General features: G+C 29.3%; 23 protein-coding genes. 2 read left to right on the top strand and 21 right to left on the bottom strand.

The window, feature by feature from the left end; all coding sequences use genetic code 11:
• Nucleotides 1-4: 4 nt before the first annotated feature.
• The 11 genes from ACU68Y_RS01305 to ACU68Y_RS01255 form a co-directional block, all read right to left on the bottom strand.
• Entirely contained in the window at nucleotides 5-784 is a 780-nt protein-coding gene (locus tag ACU68Y_RS01305; protein ID WP_002838092.1) for a phosphatidate cytidylyltransferase, read from the bottom strand.
• Nucleotides 781-1485: an isoprenyl transferase gene (locus tag ACU68Y_RS01300; protein WP_002838086.1), complete on the bottom strand. Its 705-nt coding sequence runs from the start codon at nucleotides 1483-1485 to the stop codon at nucleotides 781-783. The genes ACU68Y_RS01305 and ACU68Y_RS01300 overlap by 4 nt, the downstream gene beginning before the upstream one ends.
• 128 nt (nucleotides 1486-1613) lie before the next feature.
• A complete protein-coding gene (gene pyrE / locus ACU68Y_RS01295) occupies nucleotides 1614-2186 on the bottom strand; it encodes an orotate phosphoribosyltransferase (protein WP_002841736.1) in 573 nt (190 codons plus the stop codon).
• A gap of 10 nt (nucleotides 2187-2196) precedes the next feature.
• Nucleotides 2197-3093, bottom strand: a complete 897-nt coding sequence (locus ACU68Y_RS01290; RefSeq protein WP_446755245.1) for a dihydroorotate dehydrogenase — start codon at nucleotides 3091-3093, stop codon at nucleotides 2197-2199.
• Nucleotides 3086-3802, bottom strand: a complete 717-nt coding sequence (locus tag ACU68Y_RS01285; RefSeq protein WP_446755244.1) for a dihydroorotate dehydrogenase electron transfer subunit — start codon at nucleotides 3800-3802, stop codon at nucleotides 3086-3088. Before ACU68Y_RS01285 ends, ACU68Y_RS01290 begins: the two co-directional genes overlap by 8 nt.
• The gene (pyrF, locus tag ACU68Y_RS01280) at nucleotides 3795-4646 is read right to left on the bottom strand and encodes an orotidine-5'-phosphate decarboxylase (RefSeq protein WP_446755243.1); all 852 of its coding nucleotides are present in this window, start codon (nucleotides 4644-4646) and stop codon (nucleotides 3795-3797) included. Before pyrF ends, ACU68Y_RS01285 begins: the two co-directional genes overlap by 8 nt.
• Entirely contained in the window at nucleotides 4633-5829 is a 1197-nt protein-coding gene (locus ACU68Y_RS01275; protein WP_446755242.1) for a dihydroorotase, read from the bottom strand. Before ACU68Y_RS01275 ends, pyrF begins: the two co-directional genes overlap by 14 nt.
• Entirely contained in the window at nucleotides 5829-6257 is a 429-nt protein-coding gene (locus tag ACU68Y_RS01270; protein WP_012290584.1) for an aspartate carbamoyltransferase regulatory subunit, read from the bottom strand. The genes ACU68Y_RS01275 and ACU68Y_RS01270 overlap by 1 nt, the downstream gene beginning before the upstream one ends.
• Nucleotides 6257-7177 carry an aspartate carbamoyltransferase gene (pyrB, locus tag ACU68Y_RS01265; RefSeq protein ID WP_002841720.1) on the bottom strand — a complete coding sequence of 307 codons (921 nt, stop codon included), beginning with the start codon at nucleotides 7175-7177 and terminating at the stop codon, nucleotides 6257-6259. Before pyrB ends, ACU68Y_RS01270 begins: the two co-directional genes overlap by 1 nt.
• A 67-nt stretch (nucleotides 7178-7244) precedes the next feature.
• Nucleotides 7245-7871, bottom strand: coding sequence for an endonuclease III (gene nth, locus ACU68Y_RS01260; protein ID WP_002838210.1), 627 nt, complete (start codon nucleotides 7869-7871; stop codon nucleotides 7245-7247).
• A complete protein-coding gene (locus tag ACU68Y_RS01255; RefSeq protein WP_446755241.1) occupies nucleotides 7852-8685 on the bottom strand; it encodes a deoxyribonuclease IV in 834 nt (277 codons plus the stop codon). The genes nth and ACU68Y_RS01255 overlap by 20 nt, the downstream gene beginning before the upstream one ends.
• A 74-nt stretch (nucleotides 8686-8759) precedes the next feature.
• Between ACU68Y_RS01255 and rodA the strand changes: the two genes are divergently transcribed.
• Complete coding sequence (gene rodA, locus ACU68Y_RS01250; RefSeq protein ID WP_002838149.1) at nucleotides 8760-9863, top strand: rod shape-determining protein RodA; 1104 nt, start codon at nucleotides 8760-8762, stop codon at nucleotides 9861-9863.
• An 8-nt stretch (nucleotides 9864-9871) separates the two neighbouring features.
• Nucleotides 9872-10342, top strand: coding sequence for an S-ribosylhomocysteine lyase (locus ACU68Y_RS01245; protein WP_154273815.1), 471 nt, complete (start codon nucleotides 9872-9874; stop codon nucleotides 10340-10342).
• Nucleotides 10343-10363: 21 nt separating this feature from the next.
• Here ACU68Y_RS01245 and ACU68Y_RS01240 read toward each other — a convergent pair whose 3' ends face one another.
• The 10 genes from ACU68Y_RS01240 to rpsB form a co-directional block, all read right to left on the bottom strand.
• Nucleotides 10364-10996: a thymidine kinase gene (locus tag ACU68Y_RS01240; RefSeq protein WP_002838263.1), complete on the bottom strand. Its 633-nt coding sequence runs from the start codon at nucleotides 10994-10996 to the stop codon at nucleotides 10364-10366.
• Between the two features lies 1 nt (nucleotide 10997).
• Nucleotides 10998-11582 carry a peptidylprolyl isomerase gene (locus ACU68Y_RS01235; RefSeq protein ID WP_002841716.1) on the bottom strand — a complete coding sequence of 195 codons (585 nt, stop codon included), beginning with the start codon at nucleotides 11580-11582 and terminating at the stop codon, nucleotides 10998-11000.
• A gap of 40 nt (nucleotides 11583-11622) precedes the next feature.
• The gene (locus ACU68Y_RS01230; protein ID WP_002838404.1) at nucleotides 11623-12321 is read right to left on the bottom strand and encodes a response regulator transcription factor; all 699 of its coding nucleotides are present in this window, start codon (nucleotides 12319-12321) and stop codon (nucleotides 11623-11625) included.
• A gap of 7 nt (nucleotides 12322-12328) precedes the next feature.
• Entirely contained in the window at nucleotides 12329-13393 is a 1065-nt protein-coding gene (gene selD / locus ACU68Y_RS01225) for a selenide, water dikinase SelD (RefSeq protein WP_446755240.1), read from the bottom strand.
• Nucleotides 13394-13406: 13 nt separating this feature from the next.
• Nucleotides 13407-14045, bottom strand: coding sequence for a helix-hairpin-helix domain-containing protein (locus tag ACU68Y_RS01220; protein WP_304140199.1), 639 nt, complete (start codon nucleotides 14043-14045; stop codon nucleotides 13407-13409).
• A gap of 98 nt (nucleotides 14046-14143) precedes the next feature.
• Nucleotides 14144-15913: an NlpC/P60 family protein gene (locus ACU68Y_RS01215; RefSeq protein ID WP_446755239.1), complete on the bottom strand. Its 1770-nt coding sequence runs from the start codon at nucleotides 15911-15913 to the stop codon at nucleotides 14144-14146.
• Between the two features lie 206 nt (nucleotides 15914-16119).
• Nucleotides 16120-16677 carry a ribosome recycling factor gene (gene frr, locus ACU68Y_RS01210; RefSeq protein ID WP_002838260.1) on the bottom strand — a complete coding sequence of 186 codons (558 nt, stop codon included), beginning with the start codon at nucleotides 16675-16677 and terminating at the stop codon, nucleotides 16120-16122.
• Nucleotides 16670-17389: a UMP kinase gene (gene pyrH / locus ACU68Y_RS01205; protein ID WP_002838447.1), complete on the bottom strand. Its 720-nt coding sequence runs from the start codon at nucleotides 17387-17389 to the stop codon at nucleotides 16670-16672. The genes frr and pyrH overlap by 8 nt, the downstream gene beginning before the upstream one ends.
• 121 nt (nucleotides 17390-17510) lie before the next feature.
• Nucleotides 17511-18185 (bottom strand): translation elongation factor Ts, encoded by a 675-nt coding sequence (gene tsf, locus ACU68Y_RS01200; protein ID WP_002838199.1) that lies wholly within the window; start codon nucleotides 18183-18185, stop codon nucleotides 17511-17513.
• Between the two features lie 78 nt (nucleotides 18186-18263).
• Nucleotides 18264-19073, bottom strand: a complete 810-nt coding sequence (gene rpsB, locus ACU68Y_RS01195; protein WP_002838265.1) for a 30S ribosomal protein S2 — start codon at nucleotides 19071-19073, stop codon at nucleotides 18264-18266.
• Nucleotides 19074-19116: the final 43 nt, after the last annotated feature.

The following is a 19116-nucleotide window of genomic DNA, read 5'->3' as shown; positions in this document are numbered from 1 at the left end:
CTAATTAAATCCCTAAACAGTATAAAATTGATAAATACGGTAAAACAAAAATAAAACTATCAAACCTATCCATTACTCCACCGTGTCCAATAAAAATATTTCCATAATCTTTTACATTTGCTTTTCTTTTTATTTTTGATGCACTAATATCGCCAATTTGAGATATGATTGATCCGAAGAAAGTTATTATAACTATCTTAATAATATTTAATTCACCATAAAAAGCCGAAAAAATGGCTGCAATTATCATACTACCTATTATTCCACCTAAAGCGCCTTCAATAGTTTTTTTAGGACTGATTTTTGTTAATTTATGCTTTCCAAATAGCATTCCTGTGCAATATGCTGCAGTATCTGTTCCCCAAGAGCATATATAAATAAGCCAGATATATTCAGTTCCTGAAATAAAATACATTAATGAAAAAGTAATCGTAATGTATATATGCATAAAATAATTATTTAATACTTCTTTGATAGGCTTGTCAAAAATAGTGTATAAAGTAAACTCTATCAAACTAAAACTGCACAATAATGCTATTGCAAATAATTCTTTTTTTAAATAAATACTTAAATTAAAACTTACATTAAATAATAGATTAATTATCAAATTGTTAATATTAATATTATTAGAATTGTTCTTGTTTATTACATTTTCAAGCTCATATATTGCTACATTACTAAGGAATAAGTTCATAATTAAAAGATAAACGCCACCCTTAGAAACGCAAATAAAAGATAACAATAAAATTACTATTCCAGTTAGTGTTCTTTTTACAAATTTCATTTTAATCCACCAAATCTTCTATTTCTGTTTTGATACCAATAAATTGCATCGATTAGTGAGTCCAATTTAAAATCTGGCCAATAAGTGTCTGAAAAATAAAGTTCTGCATAAGACATTTGGTAAAGCAAGAAATTGCTTAGCCTTTTTTCACCACCTGGTCTGATTAGTAAATCAACGTCAGGTTGATTTCTAGTATATAATAGATTTGAGAACTCATTCTCAGTCAAGATTTGACCATTTTCAATTGCATTATTTACAGCTAATAAAATCTCTTGTCTCGATCCATAATTAATCGCAATGTTGAGAATTAATTTATTATTATCTTTTGTTGAATCTAATGCATATTCTATCTTTTGAATTACTTTTTTTGGAAGTACACTAATGTCACCCAAGATATTAATTTTAACTCCCTGAGTTACTAATTTATTTAGTTGGTCATCTATATACTTTATTAGAATTTGCATCAAAAAATCTATTTCTTTTTGTGGCCTTTTCCAATTTTCTGTTGAAAAAGCGTACAAGGACAAATATTTTATCCCAATATTTAATGAGTTTTCGACAACATCAACAACTCTTTTCATACCTTCATTGTGTCCAAATACTCTTGGTTTATTTCTATTCGTAGCCCATCTACCATTTCCATCCATTATTATGGCAATATGCTTAGGCAATCTATCTTGATCTAAATTTGATAAATCCATTTTAAATTCCTTTTAGTTTATTCTTATTTATTGTATCATATTTTAATATTTTTCAACACAAAAAATAAGCCTTCATTTTTGTGTCTTTCTAGAAGAAATCCTCAAATTCGGCTTATTTTTATAATAAACTATTTAGTTTTAATTTCTCTTGAACCTGGTTTAACCAAATCTATTCCTTTCTTACATAATGGACATTCTTCAGGTTTAAAAATTTCTATGTCGATTTTTGTTGCACTGTACAATGGTAAATCAATATCCAGATTTACACTTCTATCTACTAGGCAACAAATTCCTACTACTTCCGCTCCCAAATCTTCCAAAACTTTTTTAGTTTCATATGAAGATTTTGCAGTTGTTACAACATCTTCTGAAATAATAACTTTCTCGCCTTTTTTTACTTCAAAACCTCTTCTTAAACACATTTCTCCATCTTTTCTTTCAGTAAATATAGCTGGTTTATGTAGTTGTCTACCTAACTCATAAGCTACAATTATTCCACCCATAGCAGGTCCAACAACAGTATCAAATTCAACATCTTTAAGCTTATCAGCAATAACTTTTATTACTTCCTCAGCTTTGTCTGGATATTGTAATAACTTTGCGCATTGGCAGTATTTATCGCTGTGATTTCCAGATGATAATAAGAAATGACCTTCTAATAATGCATTACTTTCTTTTAATAATTCAACAACTCTATCCATAATTTTCCCCCTAAATAATATTCCTTATTTCTTCAATAGATTTAAAACCATTTTCTTTTAAATAGTTTTCCATACCATTTGCTATTTCAACCATAACATTTGGATTAACAAAGTTTGCTGTACCAACTTGAACTAAATGACATCCGACCATTATAAATTCTAAAGCATCTTTGTAATTTTGTATTCCACCCATACCACAAACTGGAATTTTAACATTTTTGCAAACATCTCTACACATTCTTAACGCTATTGGCTTTATACAAGGACCTGAAAGACCGGCAGTTATATTATCAAATACAGCTTTCCTTTTATTAATATCTACTGCTAGTGCATTAAAAGTATTAACAAGGCTGATAGCATCCGCTCCAGAATCTTCACAAGTCTTTGCCATTTCTACAATATCATTAGCATTAGGAGATAATTTTATCATTAAAATTTTGTCTGTATGTTTTCTTACTTCTGAAACGACATTTTGTGCTATATCGCATTTTATTCCAAAAGCCATTCCACCCTCTTTAACATTTGGACAAGAAATATTTAACTCAATTATTTTTATGTCAGTGCTTGATATAAGTTCAACAGCTTCAATATAACTTTTTATATCGGAACCACCAATGTTTGCAATAGTAACAGTATCCAAGGATAACATATAGTCCAGGTCTCTATTAATAAATTCTTGAACAGATGGATTTTGTAGTCCTATACTATTCATAATTCCAGAAGGTGTTTCATAAATTCTTAAACCAGTATTCCCATCTTTAGCTTGAATGGTTAATCCTTTTGTGGAGATACCTCCTAATTTATTTAAATCTGTAAAATTTTCATATTCTCTTCCAAATCCAAAAGTACCAGAAGCTCCAACAACAGGATTTTTGAATTCTACTCCACAGAAATTCGTTTTAAGCATCAAATATCACCTCATTTTTTTCAAAAACAGGGCCATCTTTGCAAACTCTTTTAAGACCACTTGTTGTATGAACAGTACACCCTAAACACGCCCCTATCCCACATGCCATGTGTGCTTCTAAAGAATAAAATTCTATAGCATTCAGATTTCTTTTCTTCAATGAATTCATCATAGGGTTTGGACCACAAGCATAAATATAATCGTATTCATTTTCAACATATTCGGTTATATATCCTTTGAGCCCAATAGATCCATCCTCCGTAGATATGATTGTATTATTTTTATTTAAAATCTCATCTTCCATGTATGAAGTGTCTCTGTATCCTACATATAAATCAATGTTTTTTAGTTTTCTTGATAAATATTTCATTGGAGCGATTCCGATTCCACCCGCAACTATAGCACATTTAGCTTCTGGATGTAATTCGAATCCGTTTCCTAAAGGCCCAAGAATTTTTATATTTTCTCCTACTCTCATTGATGAGATTATAGATGTACCTCTACCTACTACTGCGTATAAAAATGTTATACTTTCTTCATCTAAATCACAAATACTTAAAGGTCTGGGAAGAAGCGGCGATTCATCCCATGCTCTCAACATATAAAATTGTCCAGGATTCCCTTCGAATTTACCTTTTAAAACTAATTTATAAATCCCTTCACTTATTTCTTCATTAAGTAATATTTCAGAATCGATATATTTATTCACAGTAAATATCCTTTCTCATATCTTCTACAGCTTTTCTAGCATATTTACCTATATTTTCTTCTCCATCATCAAATTTTCTGTAATTCAATATTATACCTCTTGATGAATTAACAATTCCCTTTTTAAAATTGTCAAGGTATACTCTGATATCTTCAGGTTTTGCCCCTTGTGCGCCATAACCAGGAATTAAAAACATTATATTTGGATAGCTTTCTCTTATTTTGTTTGCATTTTCACTTTGAGTTCCACCTACTACAAATCCTAAACAACTTAGATTACATTCTCCAAGATAATCCTTAGCAATTTTGTTTAAATTATCACCTATTTCATAATATAATGGTTGGCCTTTATAATCCTTATATTGAATGTCTTTTGAACCAGGATTTGATGTTCTCATTAGTACGAATATCCCTTTTTCTTTAGATTCAAGATATGGTAAGTAATGTTCTAATGTATCATATCCCATAAATGGATTAACTGTTATAAAATCAGCTTCAAAATCTCCCTCGAAATGTGCTTTCGCATATTCTTTAGCTGTATTTGCTATATCTCCTCTTTTTACATCGGCTATTGAAATCAAATCATTATCTTTAAGATATTTAAGAGTGTTTTTATATGCTATCAATCCTTCTATGCCTTGTGCTTCGTAGTAAGCGATTTGAACCTTGAAACATGCTACTAAGTCTTTTGTATTATCTATTATTTCTTTATTAAATTCAAATAAATATTCGCTAACTTTTTTACCTTTTTTCATATTCTCTGGTACATAATCTGTACTCGTATCTAACCCTACACATACTATAGATCTTTCATCTATTCTTTTAGAAAGCTTATCTATTATCATTTTTAACCCCTTTCTCAAATTTGACTTCTCCTTTTACAATAGTCATATCAATACTACCTTTAAACTTTTCACCAATAAATGGAGAGTTACTTGATTTAGAATTAAATTTTTCAACTTTAATTTCTTTTTCAATATCAATTACAACTAAATCTGCATCGTATGTTGGATTAATAACTCCCTTTCTTTCCCCTAATATTTTGGCTGGATTGTAACTCATTAATTCAGAAATTTTATTTAATGAAATATTATTATTTTCATGCAAAACTTTGTATGCTATATTAAATGCTGTTTCCAGTCCAATCATTCCACATGCACCGTTATCTTTATCTTCTTTAGTATGTGGAGCGTGATCTGTTGCAATAGCATCTACAGTATTATTTTTTATCATTTCAACTATACAATCAATATCTTCTTGAGTTCTTATCGAAGGATTTACTCTAAATTCACTATCTTTCATGTAGATGTGATGTGGAGTAACTTCACAAGTTATTGGCGCTTTTTTACCTTTGTAAAATTTTATTGCTTCTAGAGAATCTATAGTGCTAACATGGCAAAAATGAACTCTACATCCAGTTTTCAAACTCAAGTAACAATCTCTAATTGTTTCTAAATCTTCTGCATATCTCGTAGATATTTTAGTTAGATTATGATCTTCAGCGTGAATCATTATACCCTTATTTATTTTTTCTATTTCTGTAAAAATATTAAAAGCTAGTAAAGAGTCTGTTATTCCTTTTCCGTCTTCACTGAAGAATTTGATTTTATTATCTGCTTTTTCAAAATTAATCATCTCTTTTGATTGTAAGTCTTTTGTTGTTGCCATGCATTGATATATATTTATTAAATCAATTTCTTTTGATTTATCTATAATTTGATTGTAGATTTCGTTATTATCTACAACTGGTTTTGTATTTCCCATTAAATTACAACTAGTGTAGCCTCCAGCAAGGGCTGATAGACTACCAGTATATAAATCTTCTTTATTTTCTTGACCAGGATATCTGAAATGAGTATGCAAATCTATAAAACCTGGCATTACTATTTTATTGTTAACATCAATGACTTCATCGTATTCTTCCAATATTTGTCCTATAGCTTTTATTTTAGAGTTTTCTATTAAAATATCAGCAAAAATATCTTTATCTCTATCTATGATATGACAATTTTTAAGCAGTAATTTCATTATTCCTCCACATTATATAAGTGATCGCAATAATCACATTTATATGTTCTAGTGTCCTTATCTACTAGGCTAAATTTTTGTACAATACTACGTTCAGATTGAGTTATACATCTAGGATTTTTACATTTAATAAAGCCTTCAAAATGTTCTGGTAAATTTAAGTTGATTTTTTCTTTTATTTTTTCATTTTCAATTACATTAACAGTCATATTATCATCAAATACACCAAGTATATCGAAGTCTATATCAATAACATTTTCGATTTTTATCATGTCTTTTCTTCCTAGTTTACCTGATTGTGCATTCATAATTAATGCTACTGTATAATCCGCTTTATCTAACTTTAAAAGTTGAAATATTTTATATCCCATTCCACATTTAATATGATCAATTACAATACCTTTTTCAATACTATTAATGTTTAACATTATCTCACCCCTAATAATTTTAATATTAATGCCATTCTAACAATTACGCCGTATCTAACTTGTTTGAAATAAACGGCCCTTGGATCGCTATCAACTTCAGTAGCTATTTCATTCACTCTTGGCAACGGATGAAGTACAGCTAAGTCTTCAGTTGCTAATTTCATTTTATCATTATCTAAAATATATGAATCTTTTAATCTAACATAATCTGCTTCATTAAAGAATCTTTCCTTTTGAACTCTTGTCATATATAAAACATCAAGCTCTCCGATTACGTCTTCCATTTTTTCAACTTCTTTAAATTCTATATTTTTAGATTTTAAAAACATTTTAATATAATCTGGTACTTGAAGTTCTTCTGGTGAAATTAATATGAATTTGTTGTTTTCATATCTTGACATAGCTTTTATTAAAGAATGCACTGTTCTACCAAATTTCAAATCCCCACACAATCCTATAGTCATATTGTCTAATTTTTTCTTTGTCATCCAAATTGTTAGCAAGTCTGTCAATGTTTGAGTGGGATGTTGATGTCCGCCATCTCCTGCATTTATCAATGGAACTTCTGCATATGAACTAGCTAATACTGCTGAACCTTCTTTTGGGTTTCTCATTGCTATTATATCTGTATAATTCGATACAGTTCTTATTGTATCAGCCAAAGATTCACCCTTTGATGTTGATGAACTTGCGCTTTCGGAAAATCCAATACAATCACCGCCTAATCTATGTATTGCTGACTCAAAACTTAATCTAGTTCTTGTTGAAGGCTCAAAAAAAAGAGTCCCTAAGATTTTTCCATTACATAAATTAGAAAAATCAGAAGGACTCTTTATAATTTCTTCTGCTAAATTTAATATTTCGTTTATCTCTTCTACATTAAAATCATCCGCGTTAATTAAATTTCTATTTTTTAACATAACTATCTCCTTTGATTAATTTTTACTATAATAACATCAAAAAAGATTTATGTCAATAGTTTTTTTATTATGAGTTGTAAAATTTGCATCTGTCATTCAATATACATTCTTCGCACTTAGGATTTCTAGCTTTACATATATTTCTTCCATGCCAAATAAATAAGTGATGACTTTTTGACCATCTTTCTTTTGGTATTACCCTCATTAACGCCTTTTCAGTACTTAATACATCTTTTTCATTAACTATTCCTATTCTATTAGTTACTCTAAAAACATGAGTATCTACTGCGATTGCAGGAGTATCAAAAGCATTGCTAACAACTACATTTGCAGTTTTTCTTCCAACTCCAGGTAGTTTCATTAATTCTTCAATATTATCAGGAACTTTTGAATCATAATCATGATATAAAACATTACATGTGTTTATTATATTTTTTGATTTTGTTTTGTAGAGTCCGCAGCTTTTGATATATTTGGTTAATCCATCTATTCCTAAATCTAATATTGATTTAGGAGTATTGTGTTCTTTGAATAAAACTGCTGTAACTTTATTTACTCTAACATCTGTACATTGTGCTGATAAAATAGTCGCAATCAATAATTCAAAAGGTGTAGTAAAATCAAGCCCTGCTTTTGCATCAGGATATAAACTATCTAAATCATCTAAAATTTTGTTAATTTTGTCGTAACTCATTAAAATTTCTCCTTATTTCTTCAATTTCTATTTTATATCCATCTAAGTCATTAGGCGTTTCCAAAATAATTGGCCTGTCTTTCAGTCTTTCGTTAAAAACTACATTAAATAAATCTTGTTCTCCAATTAATCCTTTCCCAAACTTCTCGTGTCTATCTTTATTTGCTCCAAAAGGCATCATAGAATCATTACAATGAATTACTTTTATCTTGTCAATTCCAATTTTCTTATCAAATTCATCAAGATAATCATCAAAATTATCTAATCTAATTCCAGAACTAAATAAATGGCAAGTATCTATACAAACATATAAAGGAATGCTGGCGTTATTTACAATATATGATATTTGGTCTATATCACATCCAAGCTCGCTACCTTTACCACTCATAGTTTCGATACATATCATTTGACCATTAGAAACATCAACTTTGTTTATACCTGCAACGATTAATTTTAGACCTTCTTCTATCCCTTGATTTTTATGGCTTCCTGGATGAAGAACATAATGATTTATACGCATGTCCCGAATTTTTTTCATATCTTCATTGATAAGTTTGACTGCCAATTTTCTTAAATCTTCTCTATCACTACATAAATTCATGGTATATGCTCCATGACACACAATTTTGTTTATATTATGGATCTTCCTTAGTTCTAAGAATTTATCAATTTCTTTTTTAGGAATTAACCTTGACTTAGATCCTCTTGGGTTTCGAGGAAAAAATTGAAAAGTATCTGCATTTATTTCTAGACATTGTTCTATTGTTTTGTGAAGTCCTTTCGAAGTAGATAAATGACAACCTATTCTATTCATAATTACCTCCAAGTCATTATTATATCACACCTGGCTATTTAAGTATGTTATAATACTACATGAGGAAGTGAGACATGTTTAATATTAACAAAAAAAATATATCAAAAATAGATAAAACTCTAATCATTAGTGTTGTAATTCTTGTAATTTACGGGCTTATAGTTTTATACAGTGCTGGTTCAAGTTTATCCAATCACTATTTCAGAAAGCAGATTATTGCCACAATTATTGGAATAATTATCGTTTTATTTATAATTTCACTTGATAATCACATAATAAAAAAACTTAACATTCCAATGTACATAATTTGTAATGTTCTACTTGTTTTAGTTTTATTTTTTGGTGTCGGTGACGAGTGGGGTGCTAGAAGTTGGTTTAAATTCGGACCAATAAATTTTCAACCTTCTGAAATAATGAAGATAGTTCTTATTATTTCGCTTGCAAATATAATAGAATCCAATAAAAATAGCTTAAATAATCCAAAAACATTATTAAAAATACTCATTTTTGCTTTCATTCCAGTAGCATTAATTTTAAAACAACCTGATGCTGGAACAGCTATGGTATATACATTTATAATAATTGTAATGCTATTCACCGCCGGAATTGATTGGAAATATTTGATAAGTGCAATTATATTAGGTATAGTTAGCTTACCTTTTTTATATTTGAGACTTGATCAGTTTCAAAGAGATAGAATACTAAATTTTCTTCATCCTGAAAGAGATTTATCCAACACAGGATGGCAAGCTCTTCAAGGCAAAATTGCTATTGGTTCAGGTAAATTTACAGGTGAAGGATTTTTAAAAGGAGTACAAAGTCAGTATAATTTTATTCCTGAGAAACAAACAGATTTTATTTTTGCAGTATTAGTTGAAGAATTTGGATTCTTAGGTGGATTTATTCTAATTTTATTATACGCATTAATGCTTTACAGATGTGTGGTTATCGCTCAAAATTCAGATAATTTATACTCGCAATTATTAACAATTGGATTTGCGGCGATGTTCTTATTCCACATATTCGAAAATATAGGAATGACTGTCGGAGTAATGCCTATTACAGGTATTCCTTTACCATTCTTTAGTTATGGTGGAACATTTCAAATTATTAACTTAATTTCAATTGGTTTGATAATATCGTCATCAATTCAAAAAGACCCATTAAATTTCATTTAGGAGGAAGTATGAATAAAATAGAAAGTTTTAAAATTAATCACTTAAAATTAATGCCAGGCATTTATGTATCACGAAAAGACTATTTAAGTAATGAAGTACTAACTACTTTCGATTTAAGAATAACAGCGCCTAATAGAGAACCCGTTATGAACACAGCAGAAGTTCACGCAATAGAACATTTAGGAGCTACTTTTTTAAGAAACAAACTAGAAAATGAAGTAATTTATTTTGGACCGATGGGATGTAGAACAGGTTTTTATTTAATATTAGTTGGAGATAAAAAATCTGAAGATATCGTAGGTTTAATTAAAGAGCTTTTTGAATTTATATCTAATTACGAAGGTGAAATACCTGGTCAATCAGCTAAAGACTGCGGGAATTATTCAGATATGAATTTAAGTATGGCGAAATTCTACTCTAATAAATATTTAAATGTTATAAATAACATAAAAAAAGAAAATTTAATATATCCAGAATAGAAAAAACACAATTTAGTTTATCTAAATTGTGTTTTTCTTTGCTCTATTTTTATCTAAATACGTTGTTTGAAGTTCAGTTAACCTCTTCTCATTCATTTTTTCAATATAATGTTTTCTACATAACGGCAGATATGCTTCATTAGCTCCCAACTGTATTCTGTTTTTATCGTCTGATATACGATAACTTACCCATGCGTCGTTTCCACATACAGCACACACCGCATGATGTTTTTCAACGTAATCACATATTGGTAATAATTCCTTAACAAGTTGAAATGGCTTGGCTTTATAGTCCATGTCAAGACCAGCAGCTATTATTGTAAATCCTTTCTCTAAAAGATAATTAATTTGTTTTACAAAATGATCAGCTTTAGAATTTATAAATTGTATCTCATCTATTGCAATTACATTAACATCATGAGTTTTTGTATACTCGACTATATCATCAATATTATCAACATTTATTGCTTCTATTTCGTTTTTATCATGAGTTACTACTTTTTCCTTTGAATATCTAGAATCCATTCTTGGTTTAAATACAACAACATTATATTTAGCAATCTTAAATCTATTTACTTCTTTCCACAAACTAGATGTTTTCCCTGAAAACATAGATCCCGTATGCACTATAAGTTTTCCTCTGTATTGATGCATACTAACTCCTTGAAATTTCTATTGAGTTAATTATAATATCTTCTAAAGGTTTATCTGAAAAGTCCGTATCAACTCTTGCGATTTTATCCACAACTTCCATTCCTTCAAAAACTTGCCCAAATACAGAATGCTTTCCATCTAACCAAAAACAACCGCCATTATTTTTATAAAAATCTTTTTGTTCTTCGTTCAAATCACATTCATCAAGATATTTAATATAATCTTTTCTAATTGAATTATTTTGAACTATGAAGAATTGAGATCCATTTGTATTTGGCCCAGAATTAGCCATTGATAATGCTCCTCTTATATTTTTTAAATTTTCAGAAAATTCATCTTCAAATGGCTTTTTCCAAATGCTTTCTCCGCCGTATCCACTTCCTTGTGGATCTCCTCCTTGAATCATAAAATCTTTAATAACTCTATGAAAAATTGTTCCATCATAATATCCTTCTTTTGCATGAGTCACAAAGTTTTCTACACAATTTGGAGCATCATTTTCAAACAAGCAAATTTTTATTTCTCCTAAATTTGTAGTTATATTTGCAATTAATTGATCTTTTTTAGGTATATCTGTTTGATACATATTTCCTCCATAAATAATTAAACTGCTTTATAAAAGCAGTTTAAAGTTTTGTATTTGAAGAGAAGTAATATCCTTCTCCCCATTTTGTTCTTATTATTATTGATTCGTTGTCTTTGATTTTCTCTCTTAATCTTTTAATATGAACATCTACAGTTCGAATATGAGATTGTGCGTCTTCCCATAATTTCGCTGCTAATTCCTTCCTTGAGAGAACTTTATCTTTATTAGAAACAAGTGCATATAGTAATTCGAATTCTCTTCCAGTTAACTCTACATCTTGACCATATCTCTTTACACTTCGTGATATCAGATTGAACTCGAATCCACCTATTTGCATTATATTTGAATTTTTGTTTTCACTATCAAAATCTGATTTTGTTCTTCTAAGGACAGCTCTAATTCTAGCTTTAAGCTCCAGCATATTAAATGGATAAACTACATAATCATCCGCTCCATATTCAAGAGCCAAAATTTTTTTCATATCATCGGATTCATCACTAACAAAAATTGTAGGAATAGAATATAATTTACTAATTTCCTTTTTGAAATCTAAACCTGTCCCATCCGAAAAATTCATATCACACAGCAAAAAATCGTAGTAACCTTTTTTTAGTTTTTCAAGTGCGTCTTGAATTGTTGAACATTCAGATACTTCATAATTTTCATCATTTGAAAAATTAAGAATAATCTCATCTTTATAGACGCTTGAAGGAAAAACTAATAGAATTCTAAGTTTCATAAATCAATTAGATAACTTCTATAAAGTGATCTGCCTTTTCTTTTACTTTTCCGATAATATTTCCAACTTGTCCAGATTCATGAAGCTTCTTAACAAGTTTATTAGCGTCATCTTCTGATAAAGCAATTAATAATCCACCTGAAGTTTGAGGATCAAAAACTACATCATCTACAAAGCTACTTACATTTTTGCTAATTTTTACATCATTTCTAATAAAGTTTCTATTATCATATGCTCCTTTTGGAACTAAACCCAAATTAACGAATTCTTCCACACCTTCAAAGATAGGTAAGTTTTTAGAATCAATTTCTATAGTCAAGTTTGAACCTTTTGCCATTTCTAGAGCATGGCCACATAATCCAAATCCTGTTACGTCAGTAGCAGCGTGAACATCTAATCCGTCACAAGCTTCTTTGGCATATTTATTTAAAGTAGACATAGATTTGATAACTTCGTCAAATAATTTTTGATTATCCATTCCGCCTTTAATAGCTGTATTTACAATCCCTACTCCTAGCTTTTTAGTTAAAACAATAACGTCTCCTACCTTAGCAGTGGAATTTGCCCAGATTTTATCTGGATGATTGATTCCAGTTACAGATAGACCATATTTAGGTTCATCATCTTGTATAGTGTGTCCACCTACTAAAAGGCATCCAGCTTCTTTAGCTTTATCAGCTCCACCTTTTAATATTTCTACTAAAATATCTTGATTCATACAATCTGAAAAACAAACAATATTTAAGGCTAACAAAGGATCAGATCCCATAGCATATAAATCACTTAAAGAGTTTGCTGCAGCTACTTGACCAAATGTGTATGGATCATTAACAACTGGTGTAAAGAAATCTAAAGATTGAATTAAACATAAATCATCTCTTACTTTATATACTGCACAGTCATCACTTGTATCTAACCCAACAACTAGATTTTCATCATTAATTTTTTCAAGATGGCTTAGCACTTCAGCCAACTTGCCCGGTCCGATTTTTGCTGCACATCCCGCCGTTTGAGTAAACTCAGTTAATTTTACATCTTCTGGTTTAATTGTTTTGTACTTTTTGTCTAACATTTTTTTATCTCCTTTAATCTATAGTTATTAAACTTTTTAATGATTCAAAAGTTTTTTCACCTATACCATCGACATTTTTTAGTTCTTCAATTTTTTTAAATTGATTCTTCTCTCTAAATTCTATTATTTTCTTTGCTTTAGATGGTCCAATACCTGGTAATGTTTGAAGTTTATTGCTATCTGCAGTATTGATATTTACAAGATTGGTTGAGTTGTTATCCTTTAAGGTAACTATCTGTGAGTTTTCGGTATCATGGTTTTGTTGCTTTGAAGTTTCATTTTTTGATGGAATAAAAATTTTCATTTCATCTTTTAGCTTCATTGCCAAATTAACACTCTTAGTATCAGCATCTTTTGTAAATCCACCAGCTAAATCAATAATATCTTTAATTCTATCATCTTTTTTAAAAGAGTAAACTCCTGGCTTATTAACACAACCATCTATCTGGCACATTTTCGAAGAATTATCTTCATTTTCTTTATTCTCAACTTCTGATTGATTATTTATATTATCAGTTTGTTTTGTATCAACAATAGATTGAATCTGATTACTATTTAAACTATCAGAACTTGATTTATAGTAACCAAAACCAGCTAAAGCAATAATTGCTATACCTATGATAATCTTATCCTTAGAAAAATTGAAGTTCATAACACGCCTCTTTTATCCATATATATAATAATATCACAAGCTTAAGCAATTCGTCCAATAAAAAAAGCTATTAGTATTAATACTAATAGCCTATATTTTTAATTAAGAATTCTTCTAGCTGTTACGAATGTATCCGAATAATAATTCGAATCAATATCTGAAATAATTACACCTGTACTTGGAGTTGAGGCATGAATCATTTTTCCATTTCCTACGTAAATACCAACATGTGATATACTTCCAGAACCATTTGTGCTAAAGAACAATAAATCTCCTTGCTTTAAATTATTTTTACTTACAGGATATCCATTATTTGACTGCGCTGCTGAGTTTCTATAAAGCGATATACCACATACTTTATTATATAAATAGCTTGTTAATCCTGAACAATCAAATCCTACGCCTGGTTGAGCTGAACCCCATACATATTTTTCTCCCAAATAATTATATGCAGCTTGTGCCACAGCACTTCCAGAACCACCTTCGTTAGATCTTACAACTTTAGCTTTAGATTCTTTTTTATATGAATCTGTCGATTCTGCATTACTTGATTGGTTTAAATCAACCTTATCATCTTGTACATAATTTACGGAAATATATCTTCCTTCTGAAATCTTAATCCAATATTTTCCTTTGATTCCGCTAACCTTAGTGCCTTTTTCTAATACTGAAACAACATTAGAATCCATGCTATCATTATCTCTAACATTTACAGATTCTTTTACGTATCCTGTATAGTTTGTTCCTTCAAAGCTTGTAGATTTTGAGCTTTTTATTTGCTCATTACTTTTAATTTCTGAAGTTTGAATTTTATCGAATGCTTTTTCTTTTATTTCTTTATTTTGCAAATATTTTAAACTAATGAAACCATTTTTCCCATTTGCAGAAGTTTTAAACCATCCATCTTCAAGTTTACCTTGTACTTTAGTGTTCTTTTCTAAAACACCTAGTTTATCAGAACTGATTGATTTATCGCTTCTTAGATAAACTGGAGATTTAACCCACATTTCTACTAATTTTTCAGAGGATTTAGATTTTCCTTCAGATTTTTTAGTTTTAGTTTGTGGACTTTTTTTAGAAACTTCCTTTTTGCTTTCTGAAATTACTTTTTTATTTGATTTTTCATTAGCTAAGAAGCTCTTACTTACGTATGCTTCTTTGTTCTTATAGTTAATCTTTGCCCAAGCATTATAGCTATTATCTTTAACAACAACTTTAGTATCTTTTGGCAAAACACCTATTGCTTCAGAATCTTTATCCGCTTTTTCTCTTACAAACAAATCTCCAGTTGTTGATTTTGTTATGTTTGAATAAATTTTTTCTTCTTCATTTTCAGAATTTCTTGAAAGAGTTAATGAAGCAACTTCAGATTTTTCTTTCTTTAATTCTGATTTTTTTGAAATTTCAGCTACAGAAGTTTTCCCAATAACTTCTTTTGCATGTTTTTCTTCTTTATTATTTGAATCCTTTTTTGTATCTACTTTTTCACTCTTATTTTTATATGTAGAAACGTTATTACTGAAAGCAATCAATTCTTGCTTATTTGTTTTTTCTTGTTTTGTTTCAGAATTAATTTCTTCTTTAGATTTATCATCTTGTTTTTTAGATATTGTTTTTGTGGAATCATTTAATACGTTTCTTACTTGTGAATTTCTTATTTCATTAAGTGCTTTTTCTTTTTCTTCAGCTCTTTGATTCAATGTCGAGTCGTTTTTTACTGCAACTGAATATTTTGAATCAAGTGATTGATTTGATTCAATACTATTGTTTCCTATTAAAGTTGTAGAACTTAAATAAGGCGATACAAAAGTTCCTACAGCTATAACTGAAGCCAATCCTATAGATAAGCCAAGTCCTTTTTTATTCATATTAACTTCCTCCTAATACATCCTAAGATTATATTAAAAGAATAAAAAACATATGTCAAGTAAATTCAACAAAAAAGTTACAAATAAGTTTCAAAAAAGTAATAATTGTAACATTTTTGTCATAATTGGAGATTTTACAATTTGATTTATTTACCAAAAAAAAATCTATTCTCATTAGAATAGATTTTTTAATCAATATTAATTTATTAAATTTCCATTAATTCTGTTTCTTTATCAGTAACAATATTGTCAATTTCTTTTGTTAATTTATCTGTTAAAGATTGGATATCATCTAATAGTACGTGTAATTCATCTTCAGAAATTTCTGCATTCTTTTCCATTTTTTTTGCATCGTCTACAAAATCTCTTCTTATAGATCTAATAGTAACTTTTGATTTTTCACCATATTCTTTAACTACCTTAGTCAATTCTTTTCTTCTGTCTTCAGTTAATTGTGGAAATGGTAATCTTATAATAGTTCCATCATTAGAAGGAGTAATTCCCAAATTTGAAGCTTGAATTTGTTTTTCTATTTCTTTCATTATAGATTTATCCCATGGTTGAATTGTAAGTAGTCTAGCTTCAGGTGCAGAAATAGTAGCTACTTGTTTTAAAGGTGTTGAAGTGCCATAATATTCTACCATAATGTTATCCAATATACTTGGATTAGCTCGTCCAGCTCTTACTGTTTTTAACTCTTCTTTTAGTGCGTGTAATGTTTTGTCAGCTTTTGTTTCCATATCTTTTAAAATTTGTTTACTCATTTTTATCCCCCTCAACAATTGTTCCTATATTCTCTCCATGAGAAACTCTAATTATATTTTTAGGATCATCTATTCCAAATACCACTAAACCCATATTATTTTCCATGCAAAGTGATGTAGCAGTTGCATCCATTATACCTAAACCTTTGTTCAAAATATCAATATAAGTTAATTTATCATATTTAATGGCATTTTTGTTTTTATTTGGATCAGAATCGTATATACCGTCAGTTCCTCTTTTGCCTGCTAAAATAACATCTGCATTAATTTCTACTGCACGTAAAGCCGCTGTTGTATCAGTTGAAAAATAAGGCAATCCAGTTCCTGCTGCAAATATTACAATTCTACCTTTTTCGATATGTCTTATAGCCCTTCTTCTAATATAAGGTTCTGCAACTTGTTTCATATCTATCGCAGTTTGAACCCTAGTTTGAATACCTTTTGCCTCTAATGATGCTTGTAATCTTAAAGCATTTATAGTTGTACCCAACATTCCCATTGAATCAGATGTGGCTCTATCTATTTTTGAAGATCTACCTCGCCAGAAATTACCACCGCCAACAACTATAGCTATTTCTAACCCTTCATCATGAACAACTTTTATGGCATCACAAATGCTTTCTATAATATCGTCATCTAGTCCATGTCCTTGATCTCCACTTAAAGCTTCACCGCTTAATTTTAATAGAACTCTTTTATATTTTAAACTCAAAATTTCCTCCTAATTAATAATAAGGTTTTCTTTAATTAATCATACCAAATTAAGATTTTAAAATCAATATGATAATATGTAAAATAAAAAAGCTGCAATATAAATATTGCAGCAATAATTTTTATTGACCCATTTGTTTTTTTACTTCTTCAGCAAAATCTTCGTTTTTCTTTTCTAGACCTTCACCAACTTCAAATCTAGCAAATCTACGAATTTTAATGTTTTCACCAATTTTTGCAATTAAATCTGTTAGTAATTGTTCTACAGTTTTATTAGGATCTTTAATGAATGGTTGTTCTAACAAACAAATTTGTGAATAGAATTTATTAATTCTTCCTTCTACTTTCTTTTCAGCAATCATTTTTGCTTTATCTTCAGGAATATTTTTTCCATCATTTTCATTTAATGCTTGATGAATTAAAACTTCTTTTTCTTTTTCAACTTCTTCAGCTGGAACTTCTTCACGACTTACATATTTTGGATTAGATGCTACAACTTGCATTGCTATATCTTTTGCAAAATTTTTGAATTCTTCATTCTTAGCAACGAAATCTGTTTCACTGTTAATTTCAACTAAAGAAGCTATCTTTCCTCCGTGAATATAAGTTTCAACAATACCTTCAGATGCTAGTCTTCCAGCTTTCTTTTCTGCTCCTGCAAGTCCTTTTTCTCTTAAAAGCTCAACTGCTTTTTCAATATTTCCATCTGCTTCAGAAAGAACTTTCTTGCAATCCATCATTCCTGCACCAGTTTTTTCTCTTAATTCCTTAACCATACTAGCAGTAATTTGTGCCATTTTATTACCTCCAATTAAATTAAAAAGCGACTGTCAAACAATTATTTAATTTTAAGTTTAACTGTCGCTTATATATTATTATTCTTCGTCTGATTCTTCTTCAGAATTTTCTACAAATTCTTTTAAATCTTCTTCTGATACTAATTCTTCATCTGTTTCTTCAGTATCATTTTCAGTTTCAGAATAAACATCTTCTGAATCTTCACGACCTTGATTTGCTTCTATAACAGCATCTGCAATTGTAGATGTTAATAATTTTACAGCTCTAATTGCATCGTCATTACCAGGAATAGCAATATCCAATTCATCTGGATCACAGTTTGTATCTACAATACCTACTACTGGTATTCCTAATATTTTTGCTTCGTGAACAGCAATGTATTCTTTTTTAGGATCAACTACGAAAAGTACACTTGGCATTTTGTTCATTTTTCTGATACCGCCAAGATTTTTTTCAAGTTTTTCTCTTTCTCTTTCTAATTGGCTAACTTCCTTTTTAGGTAAAAGATCGAAAGTTCCATCTTCTTCCATTTCATATAATTTGTGAAGTCTATTAATTCTTGTTTTGATAGTTTTGTAGTTTGTTAACATACCACCTAACCATCTTTGGCTTACAAAGTGTTGTCCACATCTTTTTGCTTCTGTTTCAATTGCTTCTTGAGCTTGTTTTTTTGTTCCAACAAAAAGCACTTCTCCACCATCTGCAACGATGTCTCTTACATAATTGTAAGCATCGTCAATTTGTTTTACAGTTTTTTGAAGATCTATTATATAGATTCCATTTCTTTCTGTAAATATAAATTTTGACATTTTTGGGTTCCATCTTCTTGTTTGATGTCCAAAGTGAACCCCAGCTTCTAACAATGATTTCATTGATACTACTGACATTTTTCTACCTCCGTTTTTTTTCCTCCAGACGACTCACCTACAA

It is taken from the genome of Finegoldia sp. P1-F-LS, assembly GCF_052932205.1.
The sequence above is the reverse complement of the archived record's forward strand: the minus strand, read 5'-3'. Positions and strand labels throughout refer to the sequence as shown.